19 protein-coding genes are annotated in these 26,108 nt (G+C 68.3%); 4 read left to right on the top strand and 15 right to left on the bottom strand.

All coding sequences use genetic code 11. The annotated features are described in order from the left end of the window. Window positions 1-571: 571 nt before the first annotated feature. Entirely contained in the window at window positions 572-1,507 is a 936-nt protein-coding gene (locus QP609_RS14705; RefSeq protein ID WP_014647873.1) for a 2-oxoglutarate and iron-dependent oxygenase domain-containing protein, read from the bottom strand. Window positions 1,508-1,701: 194 nt separating this feature from the next. Here QP609_RS14705 and QP609_RS14710 point away from each other — a divergent pair, with 194 nt between their 5' ends. The 3 genes from QP609_RS14710 to QP609_RS14720 are packed head-to-tail and all read left to right on the top strand — an operon-like array spanning window position 1,702 to window position 5,595. Then, the gene (locus QP609_RS14710) at window positions 1,702-3,579 is read left to right on the top strand and encodes a sulfatase-like hydrolase/transferase (RefSeq protein ID WP_197621564.1); all 1,878 of its coding nucleotides are present in this window, start codon (window positions 1,702-1,704) and stop codon (window positions 3,577-3,579) included. 20 nt (window positions 3,580-3,599) lie between these two features. Next, window positions 3,600-4,745: a glycosyltransferase family 4 protein gene (locus QP609_RS14715; RefSeq protein ID WP_014647875.1), complete on the top strand. Its 1,146-nt coding sequence runs from the start codon at window positions 3,600-3,602 to the stop codon at window positions 4,743-4,745. Further along, window positions 4,738-5,595, top strand: coding sequence for a polysaccharide deacetylase family protein (locus tag QP609_RS14720; RefSeq protein WP_049407821.1), 858 nt, complete (start codon window positions 4,738-4,740; stop codon window positions 5,593-5,595). The genes QP609_RS14715 and QP609_RS14720 overlap by 8 nt, the downstream gene beginning before the upstream one ends. Window positions 5,596-5,673: 78 nt before the next feature. Here the strand turns inward: QP609_RS14720 and glmM are convergent, their stop codons facing one another. The 5 genes from glmM to trpB form a co-directional block, all read right to left on the bottom strand. Beyond that, complete coding sequence (gene glmM, locus QP609_RS14725; RefSeq protein ID WP_046431825.1) at window positions 5,674-7,035, bottom strand: phosphoglucosamine mutase; 1,362 nt, start codon at window positions 7,033-7,035, stop codon at window positions 5,674-5,676. Next, window positions 7,035-7,910 carry an acetyl-CoA carboxylase, carboxyltransferase subunit beta gene (gene accD / locus QP609_RS14730; RefSeq protein WP_005410473.1) on the bottom strand — a complete coding sequence of 292 codons (876 nt, stop codon included), beginning with the start codon at window positions 7,908-7,910 and terminating at the stop codon, window positions 7,035-7,037. The genes glmM and accD overlap by 1 nt, the downstream gene beginning before the upstream one ends. A gap of 261 nt (window positions 7,911-8,171) precedes the next feature. Next, a complete protein-coding gene (gene trpA, locus QP609_RS14735; RefSeq protein ID WP_014647878.1) occupies window positions 8,172-8,981 on the bottom strand; it encodes a tryptophan synthase subunit alpha in 810 nt (269 codons plus the stop codon). A 1-nt stretch (window position 8,982) separates the two neighbouring features. Further along, window positions 8,983-9,663: a hypothetical protein gene (locus QP609_RS14740; protein ID WP_014647879.1), complete on the bottom strand. Its 681-nt coding sequence runs from the start codon at window positions 9,661-9,663 to the stop codon at window positions 8,983-8,985. Beyond that, entirely contained in the window at window positions 9,660-10,877 is a 1,218-nt protein-coding gene (gene trpB, locus QP609_RS14745) for a tryptophan synthase subunit beta (RefSeq protein ID WP_032957499.1), read from the bottom strand. The genes QP609_RS14740 and trpB overlap by 4 nt, the downstream gene beginning before the upstream one ends. Before the next feature lie 97 nt (window positions 10,878-10,974). On the opposite strand from trpB, the gene QP609_RS14750 reads away from it, so the two are divergent. Further along, complete coding sequence (locus tag QP609_RS14750; RefSeq protein WP_032957497.1) at window positions 10,975-11,862, top strand: LysR family transcriptional regulator; 888 nt, start codon at window positions 10,975-10,977, stop codon at window positions 11,860-11,862. Between the two features lie 71 nt (window positions 11,863-11,933). Here the strand turns inward: QP609_RS14750 and QP609_RS14755 are convergent, their stop codons facing one another. From QP609_RS14755 to QP609_RS14795, 9 genes are all read right to left on the bottom strand, one after another. Then, entirely contained in the window at window positions 11,934-13,043 is a 1,110-nt protein-coding gene (locus QP609_RS14755) for a toxic anion resistance protein (protein WP_014647882.1), read from the bottom strand. Between the two features lie 44 nt (window positions 13,044-13,087). Beyond that, the gene (locus QP609_RS14760) at window positions 13,088-13,789 is read right to left on the bottom strand and encodes a hypothetical protein (protein ID WP_289213801.1); all 702 of its coding nucleotides are present in this window, start codon (window positions 13,787-13,789) and stop codon (window positions 13,088-13,090) included. Window positions 13,790-13,791: 2 nt separating this feature from the next. Then, a complete protein-coding gene (locus QP609_RS14765) occupies window positions 13,792-19,179 on the bottom strand; it encodes a DNA repair ATPase (RefSeq protein ID WP_197621711.1) in 5,388 nt (1,795 codons plus the stop codon). 85 nt (window positions 19,180-19,264) lie between these two features. Continuing rightward, window positions 19,265-21,283: a hypothetical protein gene (locus QP609_RS14770; protein WP_014647885.1), complete on the bottom strand. Its 2,019-nt coding sequence runs from the start codon at window positions 21,281-21,283 to the stop codon at window positions 19,265-19,267. Continuing rightward, window positions 21,280-21,954 (bottom strand): hypothetical protein, encoded by a 675-nt coding sequence (locus tag QP609_RS14775; RefSeq protein ID WP_014647886.1) that lies wholly within the window; start codon window positions 21,952-21,954, stop codon window positions 21,280-21,282. The genes QP609_RS14770 and QP609_RS14775 overlap by 4 nt, the downstream gene beginning before the upstream one ends. Window positions 21,955-22,122: 168 nt before the next feature. After that, window positions 22,123-22,779, bottom strand: coding sequence for a phosphoribosylanthranilate isomerase (locus QP609_RS14780; RefSeq protein WP_014647887.1), 657 nt, complete (start codon window positions 22,777-22,779; stop codon window positions 22,123-22,125). After that, window positions 22,776-23,546, bottom strand: a complete 771-nt coding sequence (truA, locus tag QP609_RS14785) for a tRNA pseudouridine(38-40) synthase TruA (protein WP_014647888.1) — start codon at window positions 23,544-23,546, stop codon at window positions 22,776-22,778. The genes QP609_RS14780 and truA overlap by 4 nt, the downstream gene beginning before the upstream one ends. A gap of 32 nt (window positions 23,547-23,578) precedes the next feature. Then, a complete protein-coding gene (locus QP609_RS14790; protein WP_014647889.1) occupies window positions 23,579-23,941 on the bottom strand; it encodes a VOC family protein in 363 nt (120 codons plus the stop codon). Between the two features lie 26 nt (window positions 23,942-23,967). Then, the gene (locus QP609_RS14795) at window positions 23,968-25,980 is read right to left on the bottom strand and encodes a FimV/HubP family polar landmark protein (protein WP_046431834.1); all 2,013 of its coding nucleotides are present in this window, start codon (window positions 25,978-25,980) and stop codon (window positions 23,968-23,970) included. Window positions 25,981-26,108 lie beyond the last annotated feature (128 nt).

Raw genomic sequence — 26,108 nt, forward strand, 5'->3', positions numbered from 1 at the left:
GCAGCCCCTCGTGGCGGGAGTTTGTTTGGGTTGGTCGCGGAAAGCCCGGTTGGATTGGTGGGCTTGGCCGGGCGGGTGGGGATGGCGGGGGACGCCGTAAACCCGTCCGTGGGGGCTTGGCCGCGGCATCCATGCCGCGGACACCCCCGTCATCCCCACCCGCCCGGCCTCCGACACATTCCGGCGGTTCCGCCCGCCACGGAAAGAAAAAAGAAGAGCAAGAGCAAAAGCGGCATACCACGTGCCCTGCCCCACTTCGATCTAACAGATCTCATCCACGCATGGCGTGGATCTACCGTGTCGAGCAAGGTCGACACCCACCAACCGTCACCGGGAAACTGTCGGAGGCGGGGAGGTGTCGGATGGCGGGGTGTCCGCGGCATGGATGCCGTGGCCAAGCCCCCAGGGATGGGTTTACGGCGTCCCCGCCATCCGACACCTCCCCGCCTCCCCACGGAACACCCCAGAGCCGCTTTGGCTTTGGACTTGCCGGCCAGCGGCCGGCACTACCGCGGGTGCAGGGTGCAACCCTGCAAAGAAAAAGGCCGCCTTTCGGCGGCCTCACTTTTCCTTACTTCAGCTTGATCTCGCGCAGGCGTTCCTCGAGGAAGCCGTGGGCGGTGATCGCCTCCGGATACCGGCTCGGGTTCTCCGGGGTGATGCACGAGGGCAGCACGTCGATCAGGTAGTCCGGGTTCGGGTGCAGGAAGAACGGCACCGAGTAGCGCGGCTGGCGCGCCAGGTCACCCGGGGGGTTGACCACGCGGTGGATGGTCGATGGATACACGTGGTTGGTCAGGCGCTGCAGCATGTCGCCGATGTTGACCACGATCGTGTCCGCATCTGACGTAAATGGCACCCACTCGCCGTCATGCGACTGCACTTCCAGGCCTGCGGCACTGGCGCCGACCAGCAGGGTGATGAAGTTGATGTCGCCATGGGCACCGGCACGCACGTTCGGGATGTCGTCAGTGGTGATAGGCGGGTAGTGGATCGGGCGCAGGATCGAGTTGCCGAAGTTGGTCTTGTCGGCGAAGAAGTCTTCCGGCAGGCCAATGTGCAGGGCCAACGCGGACAACACGCGCGACCCCAGGTTGTCCAGCGCCTGATACAGGCCGTAACCGCGCTCACGGAAACCTTCGACCTCGGCCGGCCACAGGTTCGGCGCCATCACGTCCCGGTACTTGGAATCGTCGGCGATCTCGCGGCCGATGTGCCAGAACTCCTTCAGGTCGAAATGCTTGGAGCCCTTGGCGGTTTCCACGCCGAACGGGGTGTAGCCGCGGGCGCCGCCGCTGCCGGCCACGTGGTACTTGCGCTTGACCTCTTCCGGCAGGGCGAAGAAAGCCTTGAAGGCATCGTAGGCCGCGTCGATGTCGGCCTGCGGGATGCCGTGGTTACGGATGCCCGCGAATCCCCATTGGCGGTAGGCCGCGCCCAGCTCGGCCACGAAGGCCTCGCGGTCGCTGTCGAAACGGGTGATGTCGAGGGTGGGGATCTGGCTCACAGCGGTTCCTGGCTTGTCGTTGGGTCTGAGGGGGCCAACGCATTCATGGCCCGCCTGAACATTGTGACAGATCGCCCGGGGGACGCCACTCGATACACGGAAACAAACCGATACAATGCGCGACCCGCGCGCGGAGCAACGCTTCCGTCACGTTGGCCCCGCCCCTCCCCTGCACCCCCTGAACCTGCCCCACCATGCCCGCAGCTGCCCCTGCCGCCCCTGCCATTGAAGGTTCCGCCCGGCACTGGCGGCGGCTGGCCTGGTGGTCACTGTTCATCGCCGGCAATGCGGTACTGGCCGCGGCGATTGCGCTGGGCAATGTACCGCTGCGTGACAATCCGGGCGGCGGCGCCGGCCTGGCCTATCTGGCGGTCGCCCTGCCCGGCCACCTGCTCGCGTTCGGTGTGCTGGCCGGCCTGCTGCCGCTGCTGCTGGGCCTGTGGCCACGCAGCGCGCGTACGCTGAGCATCAGCGCGGCCGTGCTGCAGGGCCTGTGGCTGTGCCTGCTGCTGGTCGACGCCAAGGTCTTCACCCTGTACCGCTTCCACCTCAATGCCATGGTCGTGAACATGGTGTTCGGCGGCGCCCTGCAGGACCAGGTTGCCCTGTCCTGGAAGACCTGGCTGCAGGTCGGCCTGCTGGTTGCCGCGGTCTTCACCGCCGAGGGCCTGCTGGCCTGGGCATGCTGGAAACTGCTGCCGGCCGCGCCGCGCCGTCGACGGGTGCTGCAGGCCTGGGCGGTGGTCGCGCTGGTGATGGCCGGCGGCCAGGTCGCCACGGCCTACTACGACGCCCGCGGCGACCGTGATGTGATCGCGCAGTGGAACTACCTGCCGTGGGCGCAGCCGATCACGGCCAAGAGCTTCATGCGGCGCCTGGGCGTGGTCAGCCAACAGCACGCCGGCCTGCCCGACCCGCGCCATGCGCAGCTGCTGTACCCGCTGCATCCGCTGCGCTGCCAGAGCCCACATCGTCCCAACGTACTGATGGTGGTACTGGAGTCGCTGCGCCACGATGTGCTGACACCGCAGCTGATGCCCAACACGTCGACGCTGGCGCGGGATGCGCGCGTCTTCGACCACCATTTCAGCACCGGCAATGCCACCCGCTACGGCCTGTTCGGGCTGCTCTACGGCCTGCCCGGCGGCTATTGGCCGAGCATGCTTGACGAGCAGCGTGGCTCGCAGCTGTTCCAGGTGCTGGGCCAGCAGGGCTACGACCTGCACCTGTACGGCAGTGCGCCGTTGTACAGCCCGGAGTTCGATCGCACGGTGTTCGCCGATGTCCGCGACCAGCTGCACCAGGGGCCGGCAGCGCTGAAGTCAGACGGCCGCGACCGCGCGATCATCAGTGCGCTGCAGCAGGACATCCGCGCCAGCCAGGCCGCGCAGCGCCCGTGGTTCGGCTTCGTGTTCCTCGACTCCACCCATGCGCCCTACCACATGCCCGAGGGCTATCCGGCGGTGGCCACACCGATGGCCGCCGATATCGATTTCCTCAAATTCGGCCCGGAGCATGACCCGACGCCGGAACTCAACCGCTACCGCACCGCCGTGCACTATGCCGACAGCCTGATCGGCTCGCTGCTGGACGACCTGCGCGCACAGGGCCTGGCCGAGGACACCATCGTGCTGGTCACCGGTGACCATGCCGAAGAGTTCAACGACCTCAAGCTGAACTACTGGGGCCACAACGGCAACTTCTCCGACTATCAGCTGCAGGTCCCGTTCGTGCTGCATTGGCCGGGCAAGGCCGCTGGCCACGACGCACGCACCAGCTCGCACGAAGACTGGGTGCCGACACTGATGCGCCACGCACTGGGTTGCGAGAACGCACCGGCCGATTACAGCACCGGCCAGGACCTGCTGGCCGAGCCGCAGGGCACGCGTGCGCTGGTGGTCGAAAGCTGGTCGCAGCGCGCGGTGCGCCATGGCGATGCCATCTATGTGTTCGACAAGTTCGGCAACGCCACCGCCCTGGACCTGCGCTACCGGCCGCTGCCACAGCAGGCGCCCGATGCGGCCGCCGTACGCACTGCATGGGAAGCGCTGACCCGCTTCCGCAACCGCTGACCCTCAAGGATCGATCCTGCATGAACCGTCCGCTGCGCATCCTGCACACTGAAGCCGCCAAGGGAATGGGCGGGCAGGAGATCTACATCTTCCGCCACATGCAGGTGATGCGCGCGCGTGGACACGAGGTGGCGCTGCTGTGCCAGCCCGAAGCGCGACTGGCCCAGCTGGCACGCGATGATGGTTTCACCGTGCATACCCTGCGCATGGGTGGCCTGCTGCGCCTGCTGCGCGGCATCTGGTCGGTCTCGCGCCTGGTGCGCCGCGAACGCTATGACGTGGTCAACACCACCAGCCGCCGTGACGCACTGATCGCCGCCGCCGGTGCACGCCTGGGCGGCACGCCGCTGGTGGTGCGCTCGCGCCACCTGATGAGCCCGGTCAACTCGCTGCTGACCTATACCGGCCTGCCGCACCGGGTGCTGACCGTCAGCAGCTTCGTCAAGCAGTTGCTGGCCGCGCGCGGCATTCCGGCCGAACACATCGGTATCGTGCCGCCCATCGCGGTCCCGCCGCGCTGGAGCGAAATCCGCAAGGACGACCCCTGGCAATGCCTGCAGGAGGTACGCGCGGACGTGCGCGCCGAACTCGGCTTCGGCGAACAGGACATCGTGGTCGGTTGCGTGGCGGTGCTGCGCGAACCCAAGGGTCATGCCGACCTGCTGCAGGCGATGGTACCGCTGTGCAAGACGCACCCGAACCTGCACCTGGTGGTGGTCGGCGATGGCCAGCCGGTCATGGACCGGCTGCAGGCGCTGCGCGACGAGCACGGGCTGCAGCAGCAGGTCCATCTGCTCGGCTATCGCGATGGCGCATGCCGGCTGATGGCTGGCTTCGACATCTTCGCGCTGGCATCGCACAAGGAAGCGGCCGGTACCGTCTTCCTGGAGGCCGCCTATGTCGGGGTGCCGATCGTGGCCACGCGGGTGGGTGGCGTGCCGGAGATGGTGGTGGATGGCAGCAATGCGATCCTCACCCGGCTGGGCGACAATGCAGCCCTGACAGGCGCCCTGCGCCTGCTGGTGGACGATCCGGAACGGCGGCGGCAGATGGGCCGCGCCGGGTGGGACTGGATGCGCAGCGCGCACCGGTTCACTCCCGACGGCCACGGTGAGACCACCGAACACTATTACCACCAGTGGCTGAAGGAGCTGGGACATGGCTGATGCCCGAACCGTACCGGTGCTGATGCACCACCACGTCAGTCCGTCGCCGGGCATGATCACCGTGTCACCGGAGAATTTCGAAAGCCAGATCGCGTGGCTGGCCGGCAACGGCTGGACGTCGCTGACACTGGACCAGTACGCCGGCTTCCTGGCCGGCAAGCCGGTGCCGCGCAAGTCGATCGTGATCACCTTCGACGATGGCTACCTGGACAACTGGGTGTATGCGCACCCGATCCTGCAGAAGTACGGCATGCACGCGGTGGTATTCGTGGTCACCGGCTGGATGGGCGAAGGCCCGGAGCGGCCCCACGCCGGGCTTGCCGGGGCAACGTTGCCTGCCACGCCGGACCATCGCGGCTGCGAAGCCGCGATCTACGAGCAGAACCGCAGCGACGACGTGATGATGCGCTGGAGCGAAGCGCGCGCGGCCATCGCCGCCGGCACCTTCGAAGTGCATTGCCACACCCATACCCACACCCGCTGGCTGCGCCGCGACGACCTGGACCGCGCACAGCGCCGTGCCGGCCTGAGCCACGACCTGGCAGTCTCGCGCGACGTCCTGCAGGACAAGCTTGGCGAGGTGTCCGATACGCTGTGCTGGCCCTACGGCGATTTCGACCAGGACCACATCGAGGTGGCGCGCGAGCACGGCTTCCGCTACCTGCATACCACCCACCCGTTCGGACGCAATGTGGTGGGCGGCGACCCGGAGCGCATCTATCGTTTCGCGATCCGCAACCGCCCGGCCAGCTGGCTGCGAAAACGCATCGCACAGAGCTACAACCCGCTGATCGCACCGCTGTTCAATGGCTTCAAGGCACGCCAGAAGAAGATGGTGCCGGGGCCGTAGGCAACCCACCGCCCTGCCCCTTCAACGAAAACGCCCCGGCATTCCGGGGCGTTTTCGTTGGGCGGATGTGCAGCGGCCTCAGGCGGCGGCTTCACGTACCGCCGCGGACAGTCGATCCAGCGTGTCCTGCATCAGCGTCGCATCATCGGCCTCGACCGTGACCCGCACCACCGGCTCGGTACCGGACGGGCGCAGGAACGCACGGCCGCGGCCGGCCACCGACTGCTGCGCGACAGCCAGCGCGGCCTGCACGCTGCCGGCCTGCACCGTGGCCTTGGCCGAGACATTGCCCAGCCGCACGTTGACCGTCTTCTGCGGCACCCGCACCAGTCCTTCCAGCGCCTGGCGCAGGGTCTGCCCGCTGTTGCGCAATGCCACCAGCACCTGCAGCGCGCTGACGATGCCGTCGCCGGTGGTGGCCCGATCCAGGCACAGCAGGTGGCCGGAGGCTTCACCGCCGAGCACGCCGCCGCCTTCCATCAGCGCCTGGTGCACGTAGCGATCGCCGACATTGCTGCGCACGAACGGAATCTGCAGGTCGGCAAATGCCTTCTCGATGCCGTAGTTGCTCATCAGCGTACCGACCACCGGGCCGCGCAGGCGGCCTTCGGCTTTCCATGCACGGGCCAGGATATACAGCAGGTCATCGCCGTCGACCGGGTTGCCCTGGTCGTCGGCCATCAGCACGCGGTCGCCATCCCCATCGAAGGCGATGCCGAGATCGGCGCGGGTTTCGCGGACCTTGGCCGCCAGGTTGTCGATGTGGGTGGAACCCACGCCGGCGTTGATGTTGACGCCGTTGGGCTCGGCACCAATGCCGATCACCTCGGCGCCCAGTTCACGGAACAGCAGCGGCGCGATCTGGTAGGTGGCGCCGTGCGCGCAGTCCAGCACCAGGCGCACGCCACGCAGGTCGAACGCGCGCGGCACGCTGGCCTTGCAGAACTCGATGTAGCGGCCGACCGCTTCGCGCGCACGCGACGCCTTGCCCAGCTTTTCCGATTCGGCGGTGGTGAACGGGATGTCCAGCGCCGCTTCCAGGGCCAGCTCGGTCGCATCGTCGAGCTTCTCGCCCTGGGCGGAGAAGAACTTGATGCCGTTGTCGTAGTGCGGGTTGTGCGAGGCGCTGATGACGATGCCAGCGTCCACGCCAAGCGTACGGGTCAGGAACGCCACCGCCGGGGTCGGCATCGGCCCCAGCAACTGCACGTCCGCACCGGCGGCGACCAGGCCGGCTTCCAGTGCCGCTTCGAACATGTAACCGGAGATGCGGGTGTCCTTGCCGATCACCACGATCGGCCGGCGCCCATCCTGGCCGCGCTGGTCGACCAGGACACGGCCCAGGGCGTTGCCCAGGCGCAGCACGAAGTCGGCCGAGATCACGCCCTGGCCGACCCGTCCACGGATGCCATCAGTACCGAAGTACTTGCGGCCTCCCATCAAGCCACCTCCGGCGCCGGCTGACGGCCCAGCATTGCCAGCAGATCGGACAGGCGGTCGCGCATTTCGCGACGGTCGCAGATCTGGTCGATGGCGCCGTGCTCCAGCAGGAATTCCGAGCGCTGGAAGCCTTCCGGCAGCTTCTCGCGCACGGTCTGCTCGATCACGCGCGGGCCGGCGAAGCCGATCAGCGCCTGCGGCTCGGCGATGTTGATGTCACCCAGCATCGCGAAGGAAGCCGACACGCCGCCGGTGGTCGGATGGGTCAGCACCGAGATGTACGGCAGGCCGGCTTCACGCAGCTTGCCCAGCGCGGCCGAGGTCTTGGCCATCTGCATCAGCGAGAACAGGCCTTCCTGCATGCGGGCGCCACCGCTCTGCGAGAAGCACACGTAGGGCGCACCGATCTCGACCGCGGTTTCCGCGGCCAGTGCGAAACGCTCGCCGACCACCGAGCCCATCGAGCCGCCCATGAAGGCGAAGTCGAACGACGATGCCACCAGCGCACGGCCCTTGAGCAGGCCGCGCATGGCGATCAGCGCGTCGTACTCGCCGGTGTTCTTCTGCGCGATCTTGATGCGCTCGCTGTACTTCTTCTGGTCCTTGAACTTGAGCAGGTCGGTCGGCCCCAGGCGCGCACCGATCTCGGTGGTGCTGTCGGCATCGAACAGGGCGGCCAGGCGCGCACGCGCACGGATCGCCATGTGATGGCCGCACTTCGGGCAGACTTCCAGGTTCTCTTCCAGTTCCGGACGGTACAACGCGCTGCCGCAGTTGCTGCACTTTTCCCACAGGCCCTCGGGGACACTGCGCTTCTTGCTGGGGGTGTTGTCGGTGCGGATGCCGGACGGCATCAACTTGCTGAGCCAACTCATGCGGGAGGACACTTCCGTTCAGGGCGGCCCGGGGGCCGCAAAGGCGGACAGTCTAGCTCCGCTTTCCCCGCCCGTGCACCCCCTTGCCAGCCACGGGGCAGCCGGAAAAAACCATGCTGGGACGTACGTTTAGGTGCTGGGGCGGTGCCCGCCGCTGGCCGGCAGCCCTTGCGTGCAGACCGATGGGTAGTGCCGGCCGCTGGCCGGCAGCCCTTGCACGCGAGCCCTCAGGAGGATGCCGGCCAGCGGCCGGCACTACCGTTACGCGTCCAGCGCCTGCCGCAGCGGGGCGAGGAAGGCCCGGGCGTGCTGCGCGGCCTCTTCCGCCGAGCCCGCTTCGGCCAGCGCCGCCACCAGCGCGCTGCCCACCACCACGCCGTCGGCCTGCCGGGCCATGGCCGCGGCACTGGCGGCATCCTTGATGCCGAAGCCCGCCACCACCGGCACCGACGCACGCGCGCGCAACGCCTGCAGGCGGGCACTGGCGGCATCGCTGTCCAGGCGCTCGGACGCGCCGGTGACACCGGCAAAGCTGACGTAGTAGAGATAGCCACGGGCCAGCGCCAGCAGCTTGTCGGCTCGCGCCTCGCTGGTGGTCGGCGACGCCAGCAGTACCAGCGCAAGGCCGGCTGCGTCGAACGCCTGCTGGGCGTCGCCCGCTTCTTCCGGCGGCAGGTCGACCAGCAGCACGCCGTCCACGCCGGCGTCGACGGCGGCCTTGGCGAAGGCCGCGTAACCGTGGATCTCCACCGGGTTCAGGTAGCCCATCAGCACCACGGGGGTCTGCGCATCGCGCTCGCGGAACTGCGCCACGGCCTGCAGGACGTAGCGGCTGCCGGCGCCGCGCGCCAGCGCGCGCTCGGAGCTGCGCTGGATGGTCGGGCCATCGGCCATCGGGTCGGAGAACGGCACGCCCAGTTCAATCACGTCGGCGCCGGCGTCGACCAGTGCGTGCATGACCGGCACGGTGGCCTCCAGCGAGGGATCACCGGCCGTGACGAAGGGGATCAGCGCCTTGCGCTGCTGTTCGCGCAGACGCTGGAAACAGGCATCGAGTCGGGATACGGACATTTCAGGCACATCCTTCAATCAGTTCAATCGCATCGCTGGTTCCCCAGTACATCTGGGTGACCCGCCCTTCAAACAGTTCCACGCGGATACCCAGGTCCGAACCCGGGTCCTGCCAGGTGAGGTACTCGCCCTGGTCACCGTCGTAGGCATGCGGGCTGGATACCGGCGGCTTCGGGAACTGGGCCATGGCCTGGGCGCGGGTCATGCCGACACGCAGGCCGAACGGACCGGGCTGCTGGGTCGGCGCCCCGCTGTCCGGATCCAGGCCGAGATCGAAACGGACGACGCGATCTTCATCGGTCATCATCGACACGCCGGGCGGCAGCCCCTTGCCGTCGTAGTACTCGCAACTGCCGCCGATGGCTTCGACCGCCCCTTGCGCGGTCCACGGCCCGAGTGCCTTCAGATCGCTCATGTGCTGGCCGATCAGCACCTCGCCGGCATGGTCCAGCGCCACCGAGACCACCGCAGGCGCGCCATCGCTGTCCATATCTTCCGTGGACGGCGGATCGACGATCGGCGCACGTGCCATCGGGTCGAGGTCATCATTCGCGGCCGCCTGCTGTGCCGGCTGCGTGGTGGCCTTGGCGGCCGGTGCCAGCAGCGGCGGCTCCGGCGGCTGGCACGCGGCCAACCCCAGCGCCAGCAGCAGCACGCCACTGTTGCGCAGCAGCGCGCTCACAGCACCAGCCCTTCGCGCGCGGCGATGGTATGCACATCCTTGTCGCCACGGCCGGACAGATTGCACAGCACGATCTGGTCACGCGGACGCTCACGCGCCAGCTTGATCGCCTGCGCCAGCGCATGGCTGGACTCCAGCGCCGGCAGGATGCCCTCGGTATGCGCCAGCAGGTGGAAGGCCTGCAGTGCTTCGTCATCGGTGATGCCGAGGTAGCGCGCGCGGCCGGTATCGGCCAGGAATGCGTGTTCGGGGCCGACGCCCGGATAGTCCAGGCCGGCCGACACCGAATGGGTCTCGATGATCTGGCCGTCGTCGTCGCACAGTACATAGGTGCGGTTGCCATGCAGCACGCCCGGGCGACCGGCGGCGATCGATGCAGCATGGCGACCGGTGCTGATGCCATCACCTGCGGCCTCGGCGCCGACGATCTCGACCTGGCGGTCGTTGAGGAAGGCATGGAACAGGCCGATGGCATTGCTGCCGCCGCCGACGCAGGCAGTGATCGCATCGGGCAGGCGGCCGTACTCGGCCAGCATCTGCTCGCGTGCCTCGCGGCCGACGATGGCGTTGAAGTCGCGCACCATGCGCGGGTAGGGATCCGGACCGGCGACCGTACCGATGATGTAGAAGGTGTCCTGCACATTGGTCACCCAGTCGCGCATCGCTTCGTTGAGCGCGTCCTTCAAGGTGGCCGAACCGGAGGTGACCGGCACCACCGTCGCGCCGAGCAGCTTCATGCGGTAGACGTTGATCTTCTGCCGCTCGATGTCGGTGGCGCCCATGTACACCACGCATTCCAGGCCCAACCGCGCGGCAACCGTGGCGCTGGCCACGCCGTGCTGGCCGGCACCGGTCTCGGCGATGATGCGCTTCTTGCCCATCCGCGCCGCCAGCAGCGCCTGGCCGATGGTGTTGTTGATCTTGTGCGCGCCGGTGTGGTTCAGGTCTTCGCGCTTGAGCAGGATCTGCGCGCCGCCGACATGGTCGCTCAGCCGCTGGGCGTGGTAGATCGGGCTCGGCCGGCCCACGTAGTGGGCCAGGTCGCGGTCGTAGGCGGCCTGGAAGGCCGGATCCTGGCGGGCCTGGTCATAGGCCTGGGCGAGTTCCTGCAGCGGGCCGACCAGGGTTTCGGCAACGAAGCTGCCACCGTAGCGGCCGAAATGGCCCTGGGCATCCGGGAAGGCGTGGTAGTCGGCAATGGGGGAGGCAGACATGGAAGCGACCGCTGGTTCGAGACAGGTGGATACTCTAGCGCACGGGTCGTGACCGGAAAATGGATATTATCTGGCATATACCGTCAGGAAATCTCACATGAGCCGTTCGCTGTTGCCACCGCTCAATGCGCTGCGCGCGTTCGAGGCCACCGCCCGCCTGGGCGGGGTTGGCCGCGCCGCGCAGGACCTGCACGTGACCCACGGCGCGGTCAGCCGCCAGCTGAAGCTGCTGGAAGACCACCTCGGCCTGGCGCTGTTCCAGCGGGCCGGTCGCGGCCTGCGCCTGACCGCTGCGGGCACGCGCCTGCAGGCAGCGTGCAGCGAGGCCTTCAGCGGCATCGAAGACTGCGTGCGCGAACTGCGCCGGCCGACCGCGGCCCCGGCGCTGGTGCTGGGCTGCAGCGGCAGCGTGCTGGCGCGCTGGATGATTCCGCGCCTGCCCGCACTTCAGGCCGCACTGCCCGGCGTGCGCCTGCAGTGGTCGGCGCTGGATGGCAGCTTCACCGAGGCGCAGGCCGCACTGGACGCGGTGCTGCTGCTGGCGCAGGGGCCGTGGCCCCGGGGCTGGCAGGTGCGTGAGCTGGCGCCGGAACGGGTCGGCGTGGTGGTGGCCCCCTCGCATCCGGCCGCGCAGCGACTGCGGCATGTGCCGCCTTCGGCGCTGCTGCAGGAGACGCTGCTGCACACCAGCTCACGGCCGCAGGCATGGCCGGCGTGGGCGCAAGCGCACGATCTGGACACCTCGAAGCTGCAGCTGGGTACTGCCTTCGAACACCTGTACTACCTGCTGGAGGCAGCGGTGGCCGGGCTGGGCCCGGCGATCGCACCCGAGCCCCTGGTGGCCGAGGACCTGGCCGCCGGGCGACTGGTCGCGCCGTGGGGATTTGCCGCCACCGGTGGCTTCTGGGTGCTGGCGCGACCGGATGGACCGGCAGATGGGCGCGTGGATGCGCTGGCCGACTGGCTGGGCCAGCAACTGCGCTGACAACAAAAAGGGGACGGAGGGAATTAAGTCGCAAGTGGCACAAACGACTTAATCCCCTCCGTCCCCTTTTTTCAGCTGGCAGTCGGGGTGGCCAGTCGCTGCTGCAGGTCTTCGCGCAGGCGCGACAGCTCGACTTCGGCCTGCTGCCGCTGCTGCATTCCTTCGCGATGGATGCTGCGCACTTCCTCGACCGTGGCGATCAACTGGTCGTGCACGTGGCGCAGCGTGGCCACGTCGATCACGCCGCGCTGGTTGCTGCGCGCGGTATCCACCGAGGCCTGGCGCAGCAGGTCGGCGTTGCGGCGCATCAGCTCGTTGGTGGCATCGTCGATGGCGGTGGACAGCTCGACCGCGGCCTTCTGCTCACCCAGCGAAAGCTGGATGGCGAACTGGCGCTTCCACGACGGGATGGTGATCTCGCGCACCGTGTTGAACTTCTCGATCAGCTGCAGCGCGTTGGCCTGGATCAGGCGGATCATCGGCAGCGACTGGTCGGCCGCATGCTGCATCAGCTGCAGGTCGGACACGCGCTTTTCGAGGAGGCGGATCGCGTTGTCGACTTCGCTCTGGCGGATGCGCTGCTGCGGATCCTCACTGCCCTGCCCGGCCTGCTGCTCGGCCTGCAGTTCGGCCAGGCGCTGCTTGCCGGCCGCAGCATACAGGCCCAGCGCATGGCGTTCTTCGCGGACGATGTCATGCATGCGGTCGAACTCGCCCACGCGCTTGCCCATCAACGCCTGCTGCACACCGACATCACCCAGCAGCTGCTCGATCTGCGCATTGGTGTCGCTGAACTTCTGCACCAGCTCGCCCTTGGATACGCGCAGGCGGTCGATCAGGCCACCGATCACCGGCACCTTCGACCGCTGCGCGAAGCCGTCCAGCTTCAGGCTGCGTGCGATGCGCACCACTTCGCCCAGTTTCTCGCCGCTGGCATCGAGGTCACGATTGCGCACCTGGTCCAGCAACTGGCTGGAAAACGCTGCGGTGCGCGTGGCCGCTTCGCGACCAAAGACCTGCAGGTTGCCCGGGCGCAGGTCATCCAGCTCCAGACGGATCTCGGCGATGCGCGGCAGATCCTCGCGGACCAGGCCAAGCGCCTGCAATGCGCCTTCATCGAGCGGAACGGCGGTAGTCGTGCCGGGCACGAGGGCACCGGGGGTCTGGCTGTCCTGGGTCATCGGGCAGTCTCCTTGCAGTTGGGTAAGCGGCAGCGGCGGCCGGCTCAAGGCAGTCTAGCCTGAGCCGCCGCGACCTCGTCATCGATCTGTGCGTGCAGCGTGGCGGCCTTCGCCGCCAATGTGGCGCCGGCCGCGGCCTGGCCCGCCGCGGCGGCCTGCCGCCAGGCTGGCAACAGGACGTCATGGATGCGCGCGAAGCGTTGCAGCAGCACGTTGTCCTGGTCCTGCAGGAGCTGCCACTGGCCGGCCTCGAGACGGCGCAGCGTGGCCAGCCGGCGCAGGTGATCGAGCCGTTGCGACAGCGCGGCCTGGCCGGCGGTATCCAGCGACGCCAGCCGCACCGCTGCCAGCTCGACCCAGGCGTCCAGCGCTGCGGCCGCCGCTGAATGTCCGGCGATGGCCATGACCCGCAGCTGCAGCTGCTGCTGCAGCTGCTGGGCCTGCTCGCGCGCCTGCAGGGCCAGCAGGCCCAGCTGCGACTGCAGCGCACGTCCTTCCGCCTCGCGATCGACATCGCGCCCCAGCAGGCGGCCCCACCAGCCCGCCTGCTGCCGGATCTGCGCCGGGTTATCGGCCTGCAGGGCCAGCGCGATGCGTTCCAGTGCGGCCACCAGCCCTGCGCCCGCGCCCGGCGGCAACGGTGTTTCGCGCCGCGCCAGCGCCTGCAGCAACGGCGCACCATAGTCAGCCAGCGCGGCGACATCGGCCGTGTCCGGCAAGCTCGGTGGCGGCAGTGGCGCCTGCATGGTCACGGCAGCGGCGGCGGCTTCGGTGTCGTCGCTGGAATCTCCTCACCGTCGTCCGGCGGCAACGACTCGCCGTAGAAGTGACGCATCAGCGCCTCATCCAGCGCGCGCTCCTCCGGCGTCGTGGCACGGCGCACACGCGCACGCTGCGCCACCGCACTGTTCGGCACCCCACGCTCGACCTGCTGCCGCGCCCAGCCGGCGAACGCGGCCAGGGTCTGCGACACCTGTGCCTGCTGCGCCTGCGATGCCGCCAACAGTTCCACCAACGGTGCCAGGCCAGCCTGCAGGTCGTCGGCCAGGACCGTCGTCGGCACACTGGCGGCTGCCGCGACCGGCACCGGCGCGGCGGCCGGACGTGTTTCAGAAAGACGATGCAGGGCCTCCAGCAACGCCGGCCACGGTGCCGGGTCGGCAACGGCAATCGCTTCCGGCGCCGGCGGCGGAAGCTGCAGGGCGGTGGCGATGTCGGCCAGCTGCGCGACCACGCGCCCGCCGACGTCGCTGTCGTCGGCCCCCATGGCCTTGTTGCGCAGGAAGTCGCGCTTGATCTGCGTCCAGCGTTGCGCCTGCGTGTCGTCCAGCACGCCGCGCAGCTCGGCCAGCTTCAACAGGTTTTCTTCGGCGCCGGTGGTCAGCAGCTGTGCCTCGCCCAGGTAGTGGTCGGAGATCAACTGCTGCAGCTCGTCCTCGTTCATCACCGGCGAGATCTTCTCGGCCAGCTTGTTCATGTTGCGGTAGCTACCCTGCAGCCGGAACGGCGGCTCGGTGCGGTAGCGGTCGTCCTGCGCGGCACTGGCGATGTACTGCTGGTTGACGCGGTAGACCACGTCGCGCACGCGCAGCATGCGCTGCAGGGTGGCGGTGATTTCGTTGATCTCCGCGCTGCTGTAGGCGTGGCTCAGGCCGTTGGTCGAGACCTCCTTGCCCATCGCCCGGTCGACCAGCGTGTACAGGTCAGCCATGTCGCGCGTAGCCAGCGGCGCCAGCACCGGGTTGGAAGTCAGGCTGTTCTCGATGTAGCTGAGGGTAAAGGCCGCCTCCATGCCACCGAGCACATCACCCAGGTTGTAGATGTCGGCACGGTTGGCCAGCATGTCCGGAATCTTGAACACCTCGCCGGACTCGGTATACGGGTTGCCGGCCATCACCACGCAGAATTTCTTGCCGCGCATGTCGTAGGTGCGGGTGCGACCGCGCCACACACCTTCGATACGGCGGGTGCCATCGCACAGCGAGATGAACTTCTGCAGGAACTCCGGATGGGTGTGCTGGATGTCGTCCACATACAGCATGGTGTTGTTGCCCATTTCCAGCGCCAGGTTGAGCTTCTCCAGCTCCTGCCGCGAGGTCGCGTCCGGTGCCTGGGCCGGGTCCAGCGACCGCACCTCGTGACCCAGCGCCGGGCCGTTGATCTTCATGAAGACCAGGCCCAGGCGGTGCGCCACGTATTCCATCAGCGTGGTCTTGCCGTAGCCGGGCGGCGAAATCATCATCAGCAGGCCCATCAGGTCGCTGCGCTTGTTCTCGCCGACCGTGCCCATCTGCTTGGCCAGGTTGTCACCGATCACGCCCAGGTAGACATCATTGATCAGCTTGTTGCGTACGAACGAGGACAGCGGCCGCGCCTTGAACTCGGAAAGCCGCAGGGTCTCGCGCTCGCGGCCGATGATGCCCTGGCGCAGCGCCTGGTAGGCATGGAACGCTGGCACGAAATGACGCAGGTGCTGCTTCAGGCGCGCCAGGAAATCATCCAGCGATACCACCAGCGTGCCGTTGCTGATGCGGGCGTGTTCACCCAGCAGGCCACTGACCTCCGCCTGCAGCGCGGCGTCGCTGGCACGGGTACGCAGCTGGCGCTGCACCAGCAGCAGTGCTGCAGCCTCGTCGACGTAGCCGGCATGCGGGGCATGCGCCGGCATCCGCGCCAGCGCCCGCAGCCACTGACCGGCCAGCGCCCAGCGCGTGGCCAGCGGATCCTGGCTGCGCTGCAGGGCGCGTTCGACCGCCTCGCGTTGCCCGGCCTGTTCCAGCTGCCGAGCCAGTGCCTCCAGCAGCGCTACCGCATGGCGGCTGCTGCTGAACACCGGTTCGCCGGCCGCCAGTTCCTCGCCCAGATAAGCGGCCGCGGCCTCTGCGGCATCGGCATCGAACGGCAACGCGTGGGATTGCGCATACGCCAGCAGTGCCTCGGCCATCTCCGCACGCAACGCCAGGCGCCCTTCGTCGGACCCCAGCAGGCGTGCCAGCGCTTCAGCACCCATCTGGCGGGCCGGCCATTGCGCCACCGCTTCGCGCCGCTGCTCGGCAGCCCAGAACAGCACCGCCAGCGCACGCACCCGCGGTGCATGCCGCAGGCTGCCGGCCGCCTGCTGCAAGGGCAGCAACGCACGCAGGATCAGCGCGGCATCATGGTCATGGATGCCGCGCTCGTAGCCTTCGCAGTAGCGCGGTGCGGCAAACGCACGCACGCGCTGGTCCAGTGCTTCGGGCGTGGCGACGTCGTGCTGCAGCGTGGCCAGGTCAAGCCCGTCGCTCCCCTCCTGCGCGGCCATCAACAGGCTGCCGGCAAGATACTCGCCGCGATACAGTGCAGGTGATTCGGAGTCCAGGGTGACCGGCCAGAACGGCTTCAGCGCATCCAGCTCCGGATCGTGCAGGGTCTCCAGGAAGTCGGTGCCGGTCAGATGGATCGCCAGCGTGTCACCACGCGGCAGCAGGGTCAGGTCCAGCGCCTGGGTGTTGACGCTGAAGCGATGGCGCGGCCCCAGCCGCACCACGTTGCCGCCCGCCTCGTACAGATCACTGCGGTCACGCAGCTGGCGCACCGCCTGGTCACGCACGCCCTTCAGGCGCGCTTCGATGTCGTCGGCCTTGACGTTGTCATGCAACGCGCGCAGGCGTTCGGCCAGCTCACGCAGCTTGAGGATCAGCGGATCGCCGGCAAAGAACGCATTGAGCTCATCGGCGGTGGCGAAGCGCTCGGTGCGCTTGGCCAGGCCATCGAGGATGCGGCTGGCCGCATCCAGCACCGAACGTGCCTTGCGCTGGCGGTCATCCAGCAGCGCCTGCTTGTGCGTTTCGAAGGCTTCAACCAGCTCTTCGCGCTTGCTCAGGATGTCGCCGAGGAACTGCTCGTGTTCGCCGAACTGGCTCTCCAGCTCCTCCAGCTGCACCAGCAGGCGCGACAGCTGCTCGTCGGCACGCTCCGGGTCCGTGGCCAGCGCCAGCGCGCTGGTGATCGACTGCGAGAACAGCGCGAACTGCGCGGCGAACTGCGCCACGGCCTCGGCTGAGCCGAGCGACCTGCGGCGCTGATCGGCACGCGCGCGGGCCTGGTTGAGGCGGCCGTACAGCACCGAAATGGACTCGACCACGCGGGTGCGGGCGGTGGCATCGTCCACCTTCAGGCCGGCCATCAGTTCAGACAGCATATCCAGATCGGCCGCCATCCCGCGCAGCCCCTCCAGCTGCTCATCCAGCTGGCGGGCACTCTGCGCCTGCTGCGCAGCTTCATCCAGCGCCTGCAGGCGCGTGGTCAGCGGCACCAGCGCGGCATCGCCGGCGAGGAAGTCACCCGTGGCGGCGCCGACACGATCCTGCGCCTCCACCAGCTCGGCCGTCATCGTCTCGATGCGCGCGGTGTCGATGTAACGCAGCTCGCGGATGGTCAGCAGCCGTCCACGCAATGCGGTGATCGCATTGAGGGCCTCGACGAAGGCCTGCACCTCGTTCCAGTTCTGCGGCTGCAGCCGGCCCAGCAGCGCCTTGTGCGCGGCCTCTGCCTCGACCATCGCCTGCGCCGACTGCTGGCGGATCGACTGCACCTTCTCGTACTCGTCCAGCACCGATTCGCCGGTGGCGCTGATCTGCCGCAGCAGCGCCTCGGCGCCATCGCAGGCCGCGTCGCCCAACCAGTGGTGGGCATCGAACAGGCGCCGGGTGTCGGCCACCAGGCGCTGGTAGCGCTGCACCGACACGTCCTGGCCATCGATCTCGCGCGCCAAGTTGAACAGGTTGGAGATGCCCCGCACCAGTTCGGCATTGCCGATGCGGCCCATGAAGGTGTTGCCGGGTGGCCGGCTTGCAGCAAACTCGTCACTGCTGAACGGGGTCTGCCAGACCTGCATCGGATGGATGCGGGTCGGTTCGCTGCCTTCGGCATGGAACAGCACCATGCGCCCGTCCTGCATCAAGGCGTAGCCATGGCCGAACACCGGGTTCTGCAGCACGCGCTGGATGGTGTTGTAGACGAACAGCGCCGAGCGCCCGCCTTCGCGCTCGTAGAAGATGTACAGCACGTCCTCGCCGTTGGGCGAACGGATGCTGCGCTTGAACTGCATGCCGGCCATCGAGGCGTCGAACGCCTTGTGCTCGCCGCCCTGCAGGTAATAGCCACCCGGGAAGATCACGCCGTGGTCTTCGGGCAGCTGCACGCAGGCCTGCACGATCGCATCGTTGCGCACGATGCCGCCGGTCAGCGTGTTGTAGATCAGCCCGCGCCACTCCGTCTCGCGGTACGGCAGCACTTTCAGCAGCACCAGCGAGCCGACCCGGGCGAACTCGAACTGGGCGTCGTCCAGCGACTGCGTGCTGTCCTCCACCGGTTCGCTGTAGATGCCCTGCCCGGTTTCGGTGTTGTTCTCGACCTTGATCGTGAGGTCGCCGCCGGTGGTCTCCACGAACAGGGTATCGAGGATGTTCAGGTGCGAATGGCGGCCATTGACCGCCAGGTCGCGGGTCGCCCGGGTCCATTCGAAGTCGAACGGCGGCGGCAGTGCGATATCGCGCTCACCGCGCGCATCCAGATAGGTCAGTTCGCCATCGCGCGACAGCGCCCAGCGGAACACGCGCACGTCGCTGCTGCGCTCACCGATCTGGAACGACGCCAGCAGCTTGTCGCCCACCACGATCAGCTGCAGCAGGCGCGCGTGCTTGTAGTAGGCGTACAGTTCGTTGAAGTCGTGCACGAAGCCGGGCTGGTCGAGGAAGCTGCCCTTCAGCTCCAGCGCCGCCACGTCGTAGCCGTCGCTGCCCTGCACCAGCCGGTACAGGCCGAACACGTCCTCGATGCGGGTCTGGGTCTTCAGCCCGATGAACACGTTGTAGCCGAACAGCAGGCGGTCCGGCCCGACCTGCACGATGTCACGGCCGACGCAGTTGTTTTCGCTGCGGATGCGGAAGCGCCCGACTACCTCCAGGCGGCTGTCGCCGAACTCGGCCAGGCGCTGGCGGTTGAGCGTTTCGGCCAGGCCCTGCAGGCGCTGGCCCTGCTCGGCCAGGCGGCGGCGCAGGACTTCATAGGCACCGCCCTGGGCAACGGCCTGGTCGACGGTAGTGCCGCCGGCCTCCGGTGCAGTGGATTCGGCGGACGGATGGGTATCAGACATCAGCAGGCTTCCGGCTCACGGGCGGACGGCCGCGGTTGCGGCCGGCGCGGGCGGGCGATGGCCGCAGCAGCCATCGCCCGATGCATCAACGGGCGCTGTCGACCACGGTGGCCGACACGGTCGGCACCGCTTCGGCATCCTCGGCGATCTGGCGCGGCGCCGGTTCGGCCACGGCCACGCCCAGGTAGCGCTGCATCAGCTCCTGCACGATCGGGCTCTTGCCGGCAAAGCCTTCGATCGACTTGCCCAGCGACACCGCCTTGACCAGGTTCTCGAACATGCCGCCGTCGCCACCGACCAGATCGATATCGGCGTTGCGCAGCGCGCTGGCGATGACGTTGGCATTCTCGCGCGAGACTTCCTTGCCGGCTTCGATCGAGGCCAGCGCCTGCTTCAGGCTGTTGTCCAGCATCATGCGGAACTCTTCGTGGCCACGTGCCTGGTCGCTCAGCGAAGCGATCGCTTCGAACTTGCGCACCAGGCCTTCGGCCTCGGCCAGCAGCTTCTTCTGCACCACGCCGGCTTCGGCGTTGCCCAGCGATTCGGTGGCGGTGGCACGGGCCAGGCCCATCTTCTCCTCACCCTGCGCCTGCGCCTGCAGGGTCTCGGCCAGCACGCGGGCTTCGTTGCTGCCCTGCTTCAGGCTGGCTTCGGCCTTGGCTTCGATCACGCGGGCCTCGGCGATGCCGACCTTCTCGATGGCCAGTGCCGAAGCTTCACGCACCTGCGCTTCGGCCAGGCCCGGTGCGGCCTGCTCGGCGCGCAGCGCGTCGGCCAGCAGGCGCTTGGCTTCGGCCTGCTTGCCGGCTGCTTCGTGTTCGGCCTGGGCCAGCGTGGTCAGTTCCACTGCGCGGTGCTTGGAAGCGGTCTCGCGTGCCTGCGCTTCCTTTACCTCGCGCACCAGCGATTCCTGTGCCTTGGCCTCGGCTTCCAGGATCAGCACCTGCTTCTGGCGGTCGGCCTCGGAGACCTCGCGCACTTCCTTGATGCGCTCTTCCTCCTGCGCCACGGTCTTGTCGATGGAGATGCGTTCGCGGGTGATGTTGGCCACGTCCATCTTGCCCTGCTCGACCACCTTGTCGCGCTCCACGCCCTGCAGCTGCACTTCGCGGTCGGTGGTGACCTGCTCAAGCTGGCGTGCGCGCTCGACGCGCTCGGCCTCGATGGCCACGGCGCGCTGGCGGTTCTGCTCGGCCACTTCCACTTCGCGCAGGCGGTTCTGGTCGCGGATCTCGATCAGCTGCTGTGCTTCGATGCGGGCGTTCTCGGACAGCTGGCGCTGCTCTTCCTGCACCTTGGCGGTCTCGGCCTCCTCGCGCGCGCGGATGGTCTCGATCTCGCGCTTCTGGCGTGCTTCGGCTTCGGCCTGCTGGCGTTCCAGCGCCAGCAGCGCTTCACGCGCTTCCACGTTCTTCTTGGTGATGGCGAGCTTCTCGTTCTGCTCCAGCTCGTTGGTCACCACGTTCTGCGCGGCGGTCAGCTCGGTGATCTTGCGGATACCCTGCGCGTCAAGGATGTTGAACTGGTCCAGCAGCGCCTTCGGGGTCTGCTCCAGGTAATCGATCGCCACGTCTTCCAGCACATAGCCGTTGAGGTCGTTGCCGATCACCGCGATGATCTCGTCGCGGAACTCCTGGCGCTTCTCGAACAGTTCGGTGAAGTCGAACTTCTTGCCGACCGTCTTCAACGCTTCGGAGAACTTGGCGTTGAACAGCTCATCGACGGCATGCTTGTCCGACGCACGGTCGGCACCGATGGCCTTGGCCACGCGCAGCACGTCGGCCTGGGTCTCGTTCACCCGCAGGTAGAAGGCCACGGCGATGTCGGCACGCATGTTGTCGCGGCAGATCAGGCCTTCCTTGCCACGGCGGTCGATCTGCAGGGTGATCAGGCTGATCCGCATCAGCTCGGCGCGGTACAGCACCGGGATGATCAGCGCACCGGTGAAGTGCACCTTGGGCGTGGAGCTCATGTCGTTGACGATCAGGGCCACGCCCTGGTCGACCTTGCGGTAGAAGGCCTTGAACAGCCCGGCCACGCCCAGCAGCAGGACGAGCAGGCCGCCGGCGACGGCCAGGAACGGTAAGAGGGATGCCAACGTCATTGATGAGTCTCCTTGTTGCCCGGAAGCAGGTTGTCCTGGAAATCGAGGGCGATCGCATCGGCGCGGACCACCCGGTAATAGTGTTGTTCGGCCATGTGCTCGACCAGCACGATGCGCTCGCCACGCTGCAGTTCGATGTCGCTGCGGATCTGCAGCACCAGCCCGGCGCCGCCATCATCGACCGTGGCATGACCGCTGCGTGCGTCCACCTTCGGCGACGCGACCACGCCGGCCCGGCCGAGCAGCGATGCCTGCGGCACAGGCCGCAGGCGCAGCAGGAAGCGCCGGACCGGGCGCAGGATCAGCGCGATGAGCGGTACCGCTGGCAGCGGTGCCAGCACCGCCACGAGCGTACCCAGGCCCCAGCGCAGCAGGTCCGGCAGCGGCAGCAGTACGAACAGATGGATGAAATAGGTGATGAGCCAGCCGAACAGGCTCAGCAGGGTGACCACCACCATGATCGGGACGCCACCCAGGCCCCAGCGCGCCAGCATGGCTGACAGGCCACTGAGGTCGGTCCCCGCCTCGAGCGCGCCATCGGCGCCGAGATTGCCAAAACCGTCATCGACCAGGCCGAACGCCGCAACCGCCCAATACATCACCGACACCAACAGCAGAATGCTGTACGGCAGCGTCGGGTAACCGAGTACGACGGTGAGAAACTCCTGCATCGCTTGCCTTCCTAGGCTGTGGGCGGCGGCCGCCCGTTCGGGGCGCGCCGCGCGCGTCCCGTCGATCCCCGCGCCAGCCCTCATGGCAGGCGCGCTTGGGACCATCCTATGTGAAGAATGCGTGCAGGCTCAAATCCAGGTCCAAATCACGGCAAATAATGACGCCAATCACTCGAGAACCGTGCAATCGGCGCGGCGCACTTCCTCGACGAAGGTGCGCATCTTGTAGCCGTCCTTGATGCCCGGCTCCAGTTCGATGCCACTGGAGACATCCACGCCCCACGGCAGGGTACCCAGCACCGCGTCGTAGACGTTTTCCGGGTTCAGGCCGCCGGCCAGCAGGAACGGGCGATGCAGGCCGGTCGGGATCCGGCCCCAGTCAAAGGCCACGCCGGTGCCGCCACCGCCGCCCGGCGCGTGGCTGTCGAACAGGAAGCCGGCGGCGCTGGGATAGCGCAGCTGCAGGGTGCGGGCGTTGATCTCTTCACGGCCGCCCATGGCAATCGCCTTCAGGTACGGCATGTTGAAGCTGCGGCAGAAGCTCTCGTCTTCCTCGCCGTGGAACTGCAGCAGGGTCGGTCGTACCGTGCGCAGCACCTCGCGCACTTCTTCCTTGCTGTTGTTGCGGAACAACGCCACCACGTCGACCATGGGCGCGATCGCCTGGCGCATCGCGCGTGCCTCGGCTGGAGCGACCCGGCGGCTGCTTTCACGGGCGAAGATGAAACCCACCGCGTCCACGCCCAGCTCACCGGCCAGGCGGACGTCGCCGGCCCGGGTCATGCCACAGAACTTGATGCGCGTGCGGTAGTAGGAGCGGCTCATAGCGTGACCTCGGCGGGCAGATGCCAGTTGTCGGGGTACAGGGGCCCAAGGAACACCAGGCCCTGCGGCGGTGCGGTGGGACCGGCTACGGTGCGATCGCGCCCGGCCAGCAGTTCGGCGATCCATTCCACCGGCTTCTCGCCACTGCCCACCAGGATCAGCGATCCGACGATATTGCGGACCATGTGATGAAGGAATGCATTGCCCTGCACGGCGACCTCGATCACCTCGCCCTGGCGGCTGACCTGCAGTGACTGCAGTTCACGCCGTGCATGCAGCGCCTGGCACTGCACCGAGCGGAACGCGCTGAAGTCGTTCTCGCCTAGCAGGGCCTGGCCGGCGGCATGCATCAGGCCCGCGTCCAGCGCACGGCGCTCCCAGCTGAGGGTCTGCCGCTGCAGCGCCGGCCGCACTTCGCGGTTGAGCAGGCGGTAACGGTAACGGCGTGCCCGCGCCGAGAAGCGGGCGTGGAAATCATCGGCCACGGGCACGCACCAGCGCACCGCGATCGAGCGCGGCAGGCGGGTGGTGGTGCCCAGCATCCAGGCGCGCGGATCGCGCACCACGTCGGTGTCGAAATGCACGACCTGGCACTGGCCGTGCACGCCGGCATCGGTGCGACCGGCACAGACCACCTGCAGCGGCGCATCGGCCACCGACGACAGGGCCTGCTCAAGGCTGGCCTGCACGCTGGGACCACCCTCGCCGAGGTTCTGCCAGCCCCTGAAATCGCTGCCGTCGTACTCGACGCCAAGCGCGTAACGCATGTGCTACCTCGATGTTGCGGGAGGGGCGGCGCTCAGGCCGGATCGCGTTCGGACCAGACCGCCAGTTCGTTGCCACCGGGCTCGACGAACTGGAAGCGGCTGCCACCGGGGAAAGAAAACACCGGCCGTACGATCTCACCGCCAGCGTCGCGCACCGCCGCCTCGATGGGCGCCAGCTGGTCGGCATACAGCACCAGCAGCGGCGCGCCGCTGTCACTGGCCCGTTGCGGCTGGCCGCGGAAGAAGCCGCCCTGCAGGCGGCCATCGTCGAAGGCGGTGTAATCGCTGCCATAGTCGACGAACGACCACCCGAACACCTTTTCGAAGAAGGCGCGGCTGTCGGCCGGGTCACTGGAGGCGAATTCAACGTAGTCGATACGGCGCTCGCGGCTCATGGCACGGTCCTTGTCGGCGGGTTCGGTCACGGCAGCCGGGCCAGCAATTCGCGAGCCTGGGCCTGGCAGTGCAGGTCGCCGCCCTCGGCCACTTCCAGCAGCAACGTCCGTGCGGTCTGCGCATCGCCCAGGTCGAGGTAGGCGATGGCCAGTTCCAGGCGTTCCTGCCCGGCGCGCGGCGCCCAGCCGGCATCGCTGGCCGGCGCGGCAGTACCGTCTTCATGCGCGGCCGCGGCCAGCGCGTCGTGCGGCGCCGCGCTCGAATCCCCGCCGTCATGATGCTCGGCCGGCAGGTCGAACACGCCGCGGAACTGCGGCTGCTGTTCGGCGTGCAGCGCGTAGTCCGGTACTGCGATCTCGTCAGGGACCGCCTGCGCGGGCGGCTCATCCTGCACGGGGGTGTCCTGCATGGCCACCGGCTCGTCCCAGCGCGGCAGGTCGGTCACGGCCCCGGGCAGCTCCACTACTTCGTCATCGCGCAGCGTCTGCGCCTGCCAGTCAGTCTGGGCGGCGACGTCGGCGACCGCTTCGGCAGCCACGTCATCCTGCACCTCGGCTTCGGTCGCCCAGGCAGGCATCGCCGGTTCCTGGCGGCCACTGTCGGACACCGCCGTCGACCACGAAGACTGCTCGGCCAGCGTATCCAGCGCCGCGCCGGCCGGTACCGCAGCGGCCAGGCCGGCGGCGTCGCCTTCCTCGCGCAGCGGCGGCAGTGGCGACGGCTTGCGACGACGCAGCAGCCAGGCCGCGCCGGCCGCCAGCAACAGCACCGGCAGACCCAGCCAGTACCACGGCGTTGCCGCATCGCGGGCATCCGGTGCCTGCGCCAGGCGCTGCTGCGCCGCGGCCAGGTCGTTGTCCTTCATCGCGATCAGCGACTGCTGCTGTTCCTTGAGTTTTTCCAGGTCGGCCACCCGCTGCTTCAGCTCGCCGATCTCGGCATCGCGGGTCGCGATGTCCTCGCGTGCCTGGCGCAGTTGTTCGTTGCCCAGCATGTCACCCTCGCTGCCGGCTGCAGTGCCGGTGGTTGTGCCCGCGTGCGCGGCGTCGGAGGCCAGCGCCGGAGCGATTTCAAGTCGTGCCCCAGTGGCCGCAGCCGGGGAAGAAGCCTTCGTGGTTCCCGCCGTGGCGACCGGGGCGACAGTACCCGCCGGTTGCGGCACGGTGCGCGCCTGACGCCACTGTGCGGCATGCTCGCGCACCAGCGCGGCGGCCTCGGCGGCATCGACCGCCGCCAGTGCATCGCTGCCGGGCATGCGCAGCACGGCGCCCTGCCTGAGCAGGTTGACGTTGCCACGGATGAAGGCCTCCGGGTTGGCCCGCAGCAGCGCAATCATTGCGCGGTCGCGGCTGACCTGGTTGCCGCGGGCCACCACGCTGGCGATCTGCGACAAGGTCTGCCCACGCTGGACGGTAACGCTGCCATCGGCTGCCGGTGCGGCAGCGGGTGCAGCCACTGCACGCGGGCGAGCCGGTGCGGGTGCCGGCGTGGTGGCGGTGGACGGCGCAGGCGCGCTCACGCTCTCCGCGGCGGCGGGCGCCGGGGCGGCCTCACGGGCGATGGTGTTGGAGAGCGTACCTGCGGGTGCAACGATTTCCGGCTCGGCCACGGCCAGTGCGCTGGACGGTGCATCGACCAGCGCCGAGTACTCGCGCACCAGGCGGCCCTGGCCCCAGTCCGCCTCGATCAGGAAGCTCAGCGACGGGGTCTCGACCGGCGTCTGCGAGGTCACCCGCACCACTGCCCTGCCCTGCGCATTGCGGGTCAGTTCGAACTGCAGTTCGCCGACCAGCCCGGTCGGCCGCTGCAGGCCGACGCGCTCGAAGGTGACCGGTGAGGCCAACGCGACACGCAGGTTCTCCAGCTCGGACGGATCGGCCGAGACCACCGGGATTTCGGCCAGCAGGGGCTGGCCCGGCTTGGACAGGACACGGATGTCGCCCAAGCCCAGGGCAAGCGCCGAACTGCTGGCCAGGGCCAGCAGCGCGGTGGAAAGATAGAGGAGGGGGCGCTTTGCGCCCCTGGCCCGTTTATTCATGGCGACACTATAAAGCGTGCGGACCGCGGTCCGCACCCACCGATAGGGACCTTCGGTAGTGCCGGCCGCTGGCCGGCAGACACGCACGTGCCATCACGGCAATGCCGGCCAGCGGCCGGCACTACCGG

This window comes from Stenotrophomonas sp. 8(2023), from assembly GCF_030345295.1.
Taxonomy (GTDB): domain Bacteria; phylum Pseudomonadota; class Gammaproteobacteria; order Xanthomonadales; family Xanthomonadaceae; genus Stenotrophomonas; species Stenotrophomonas muris.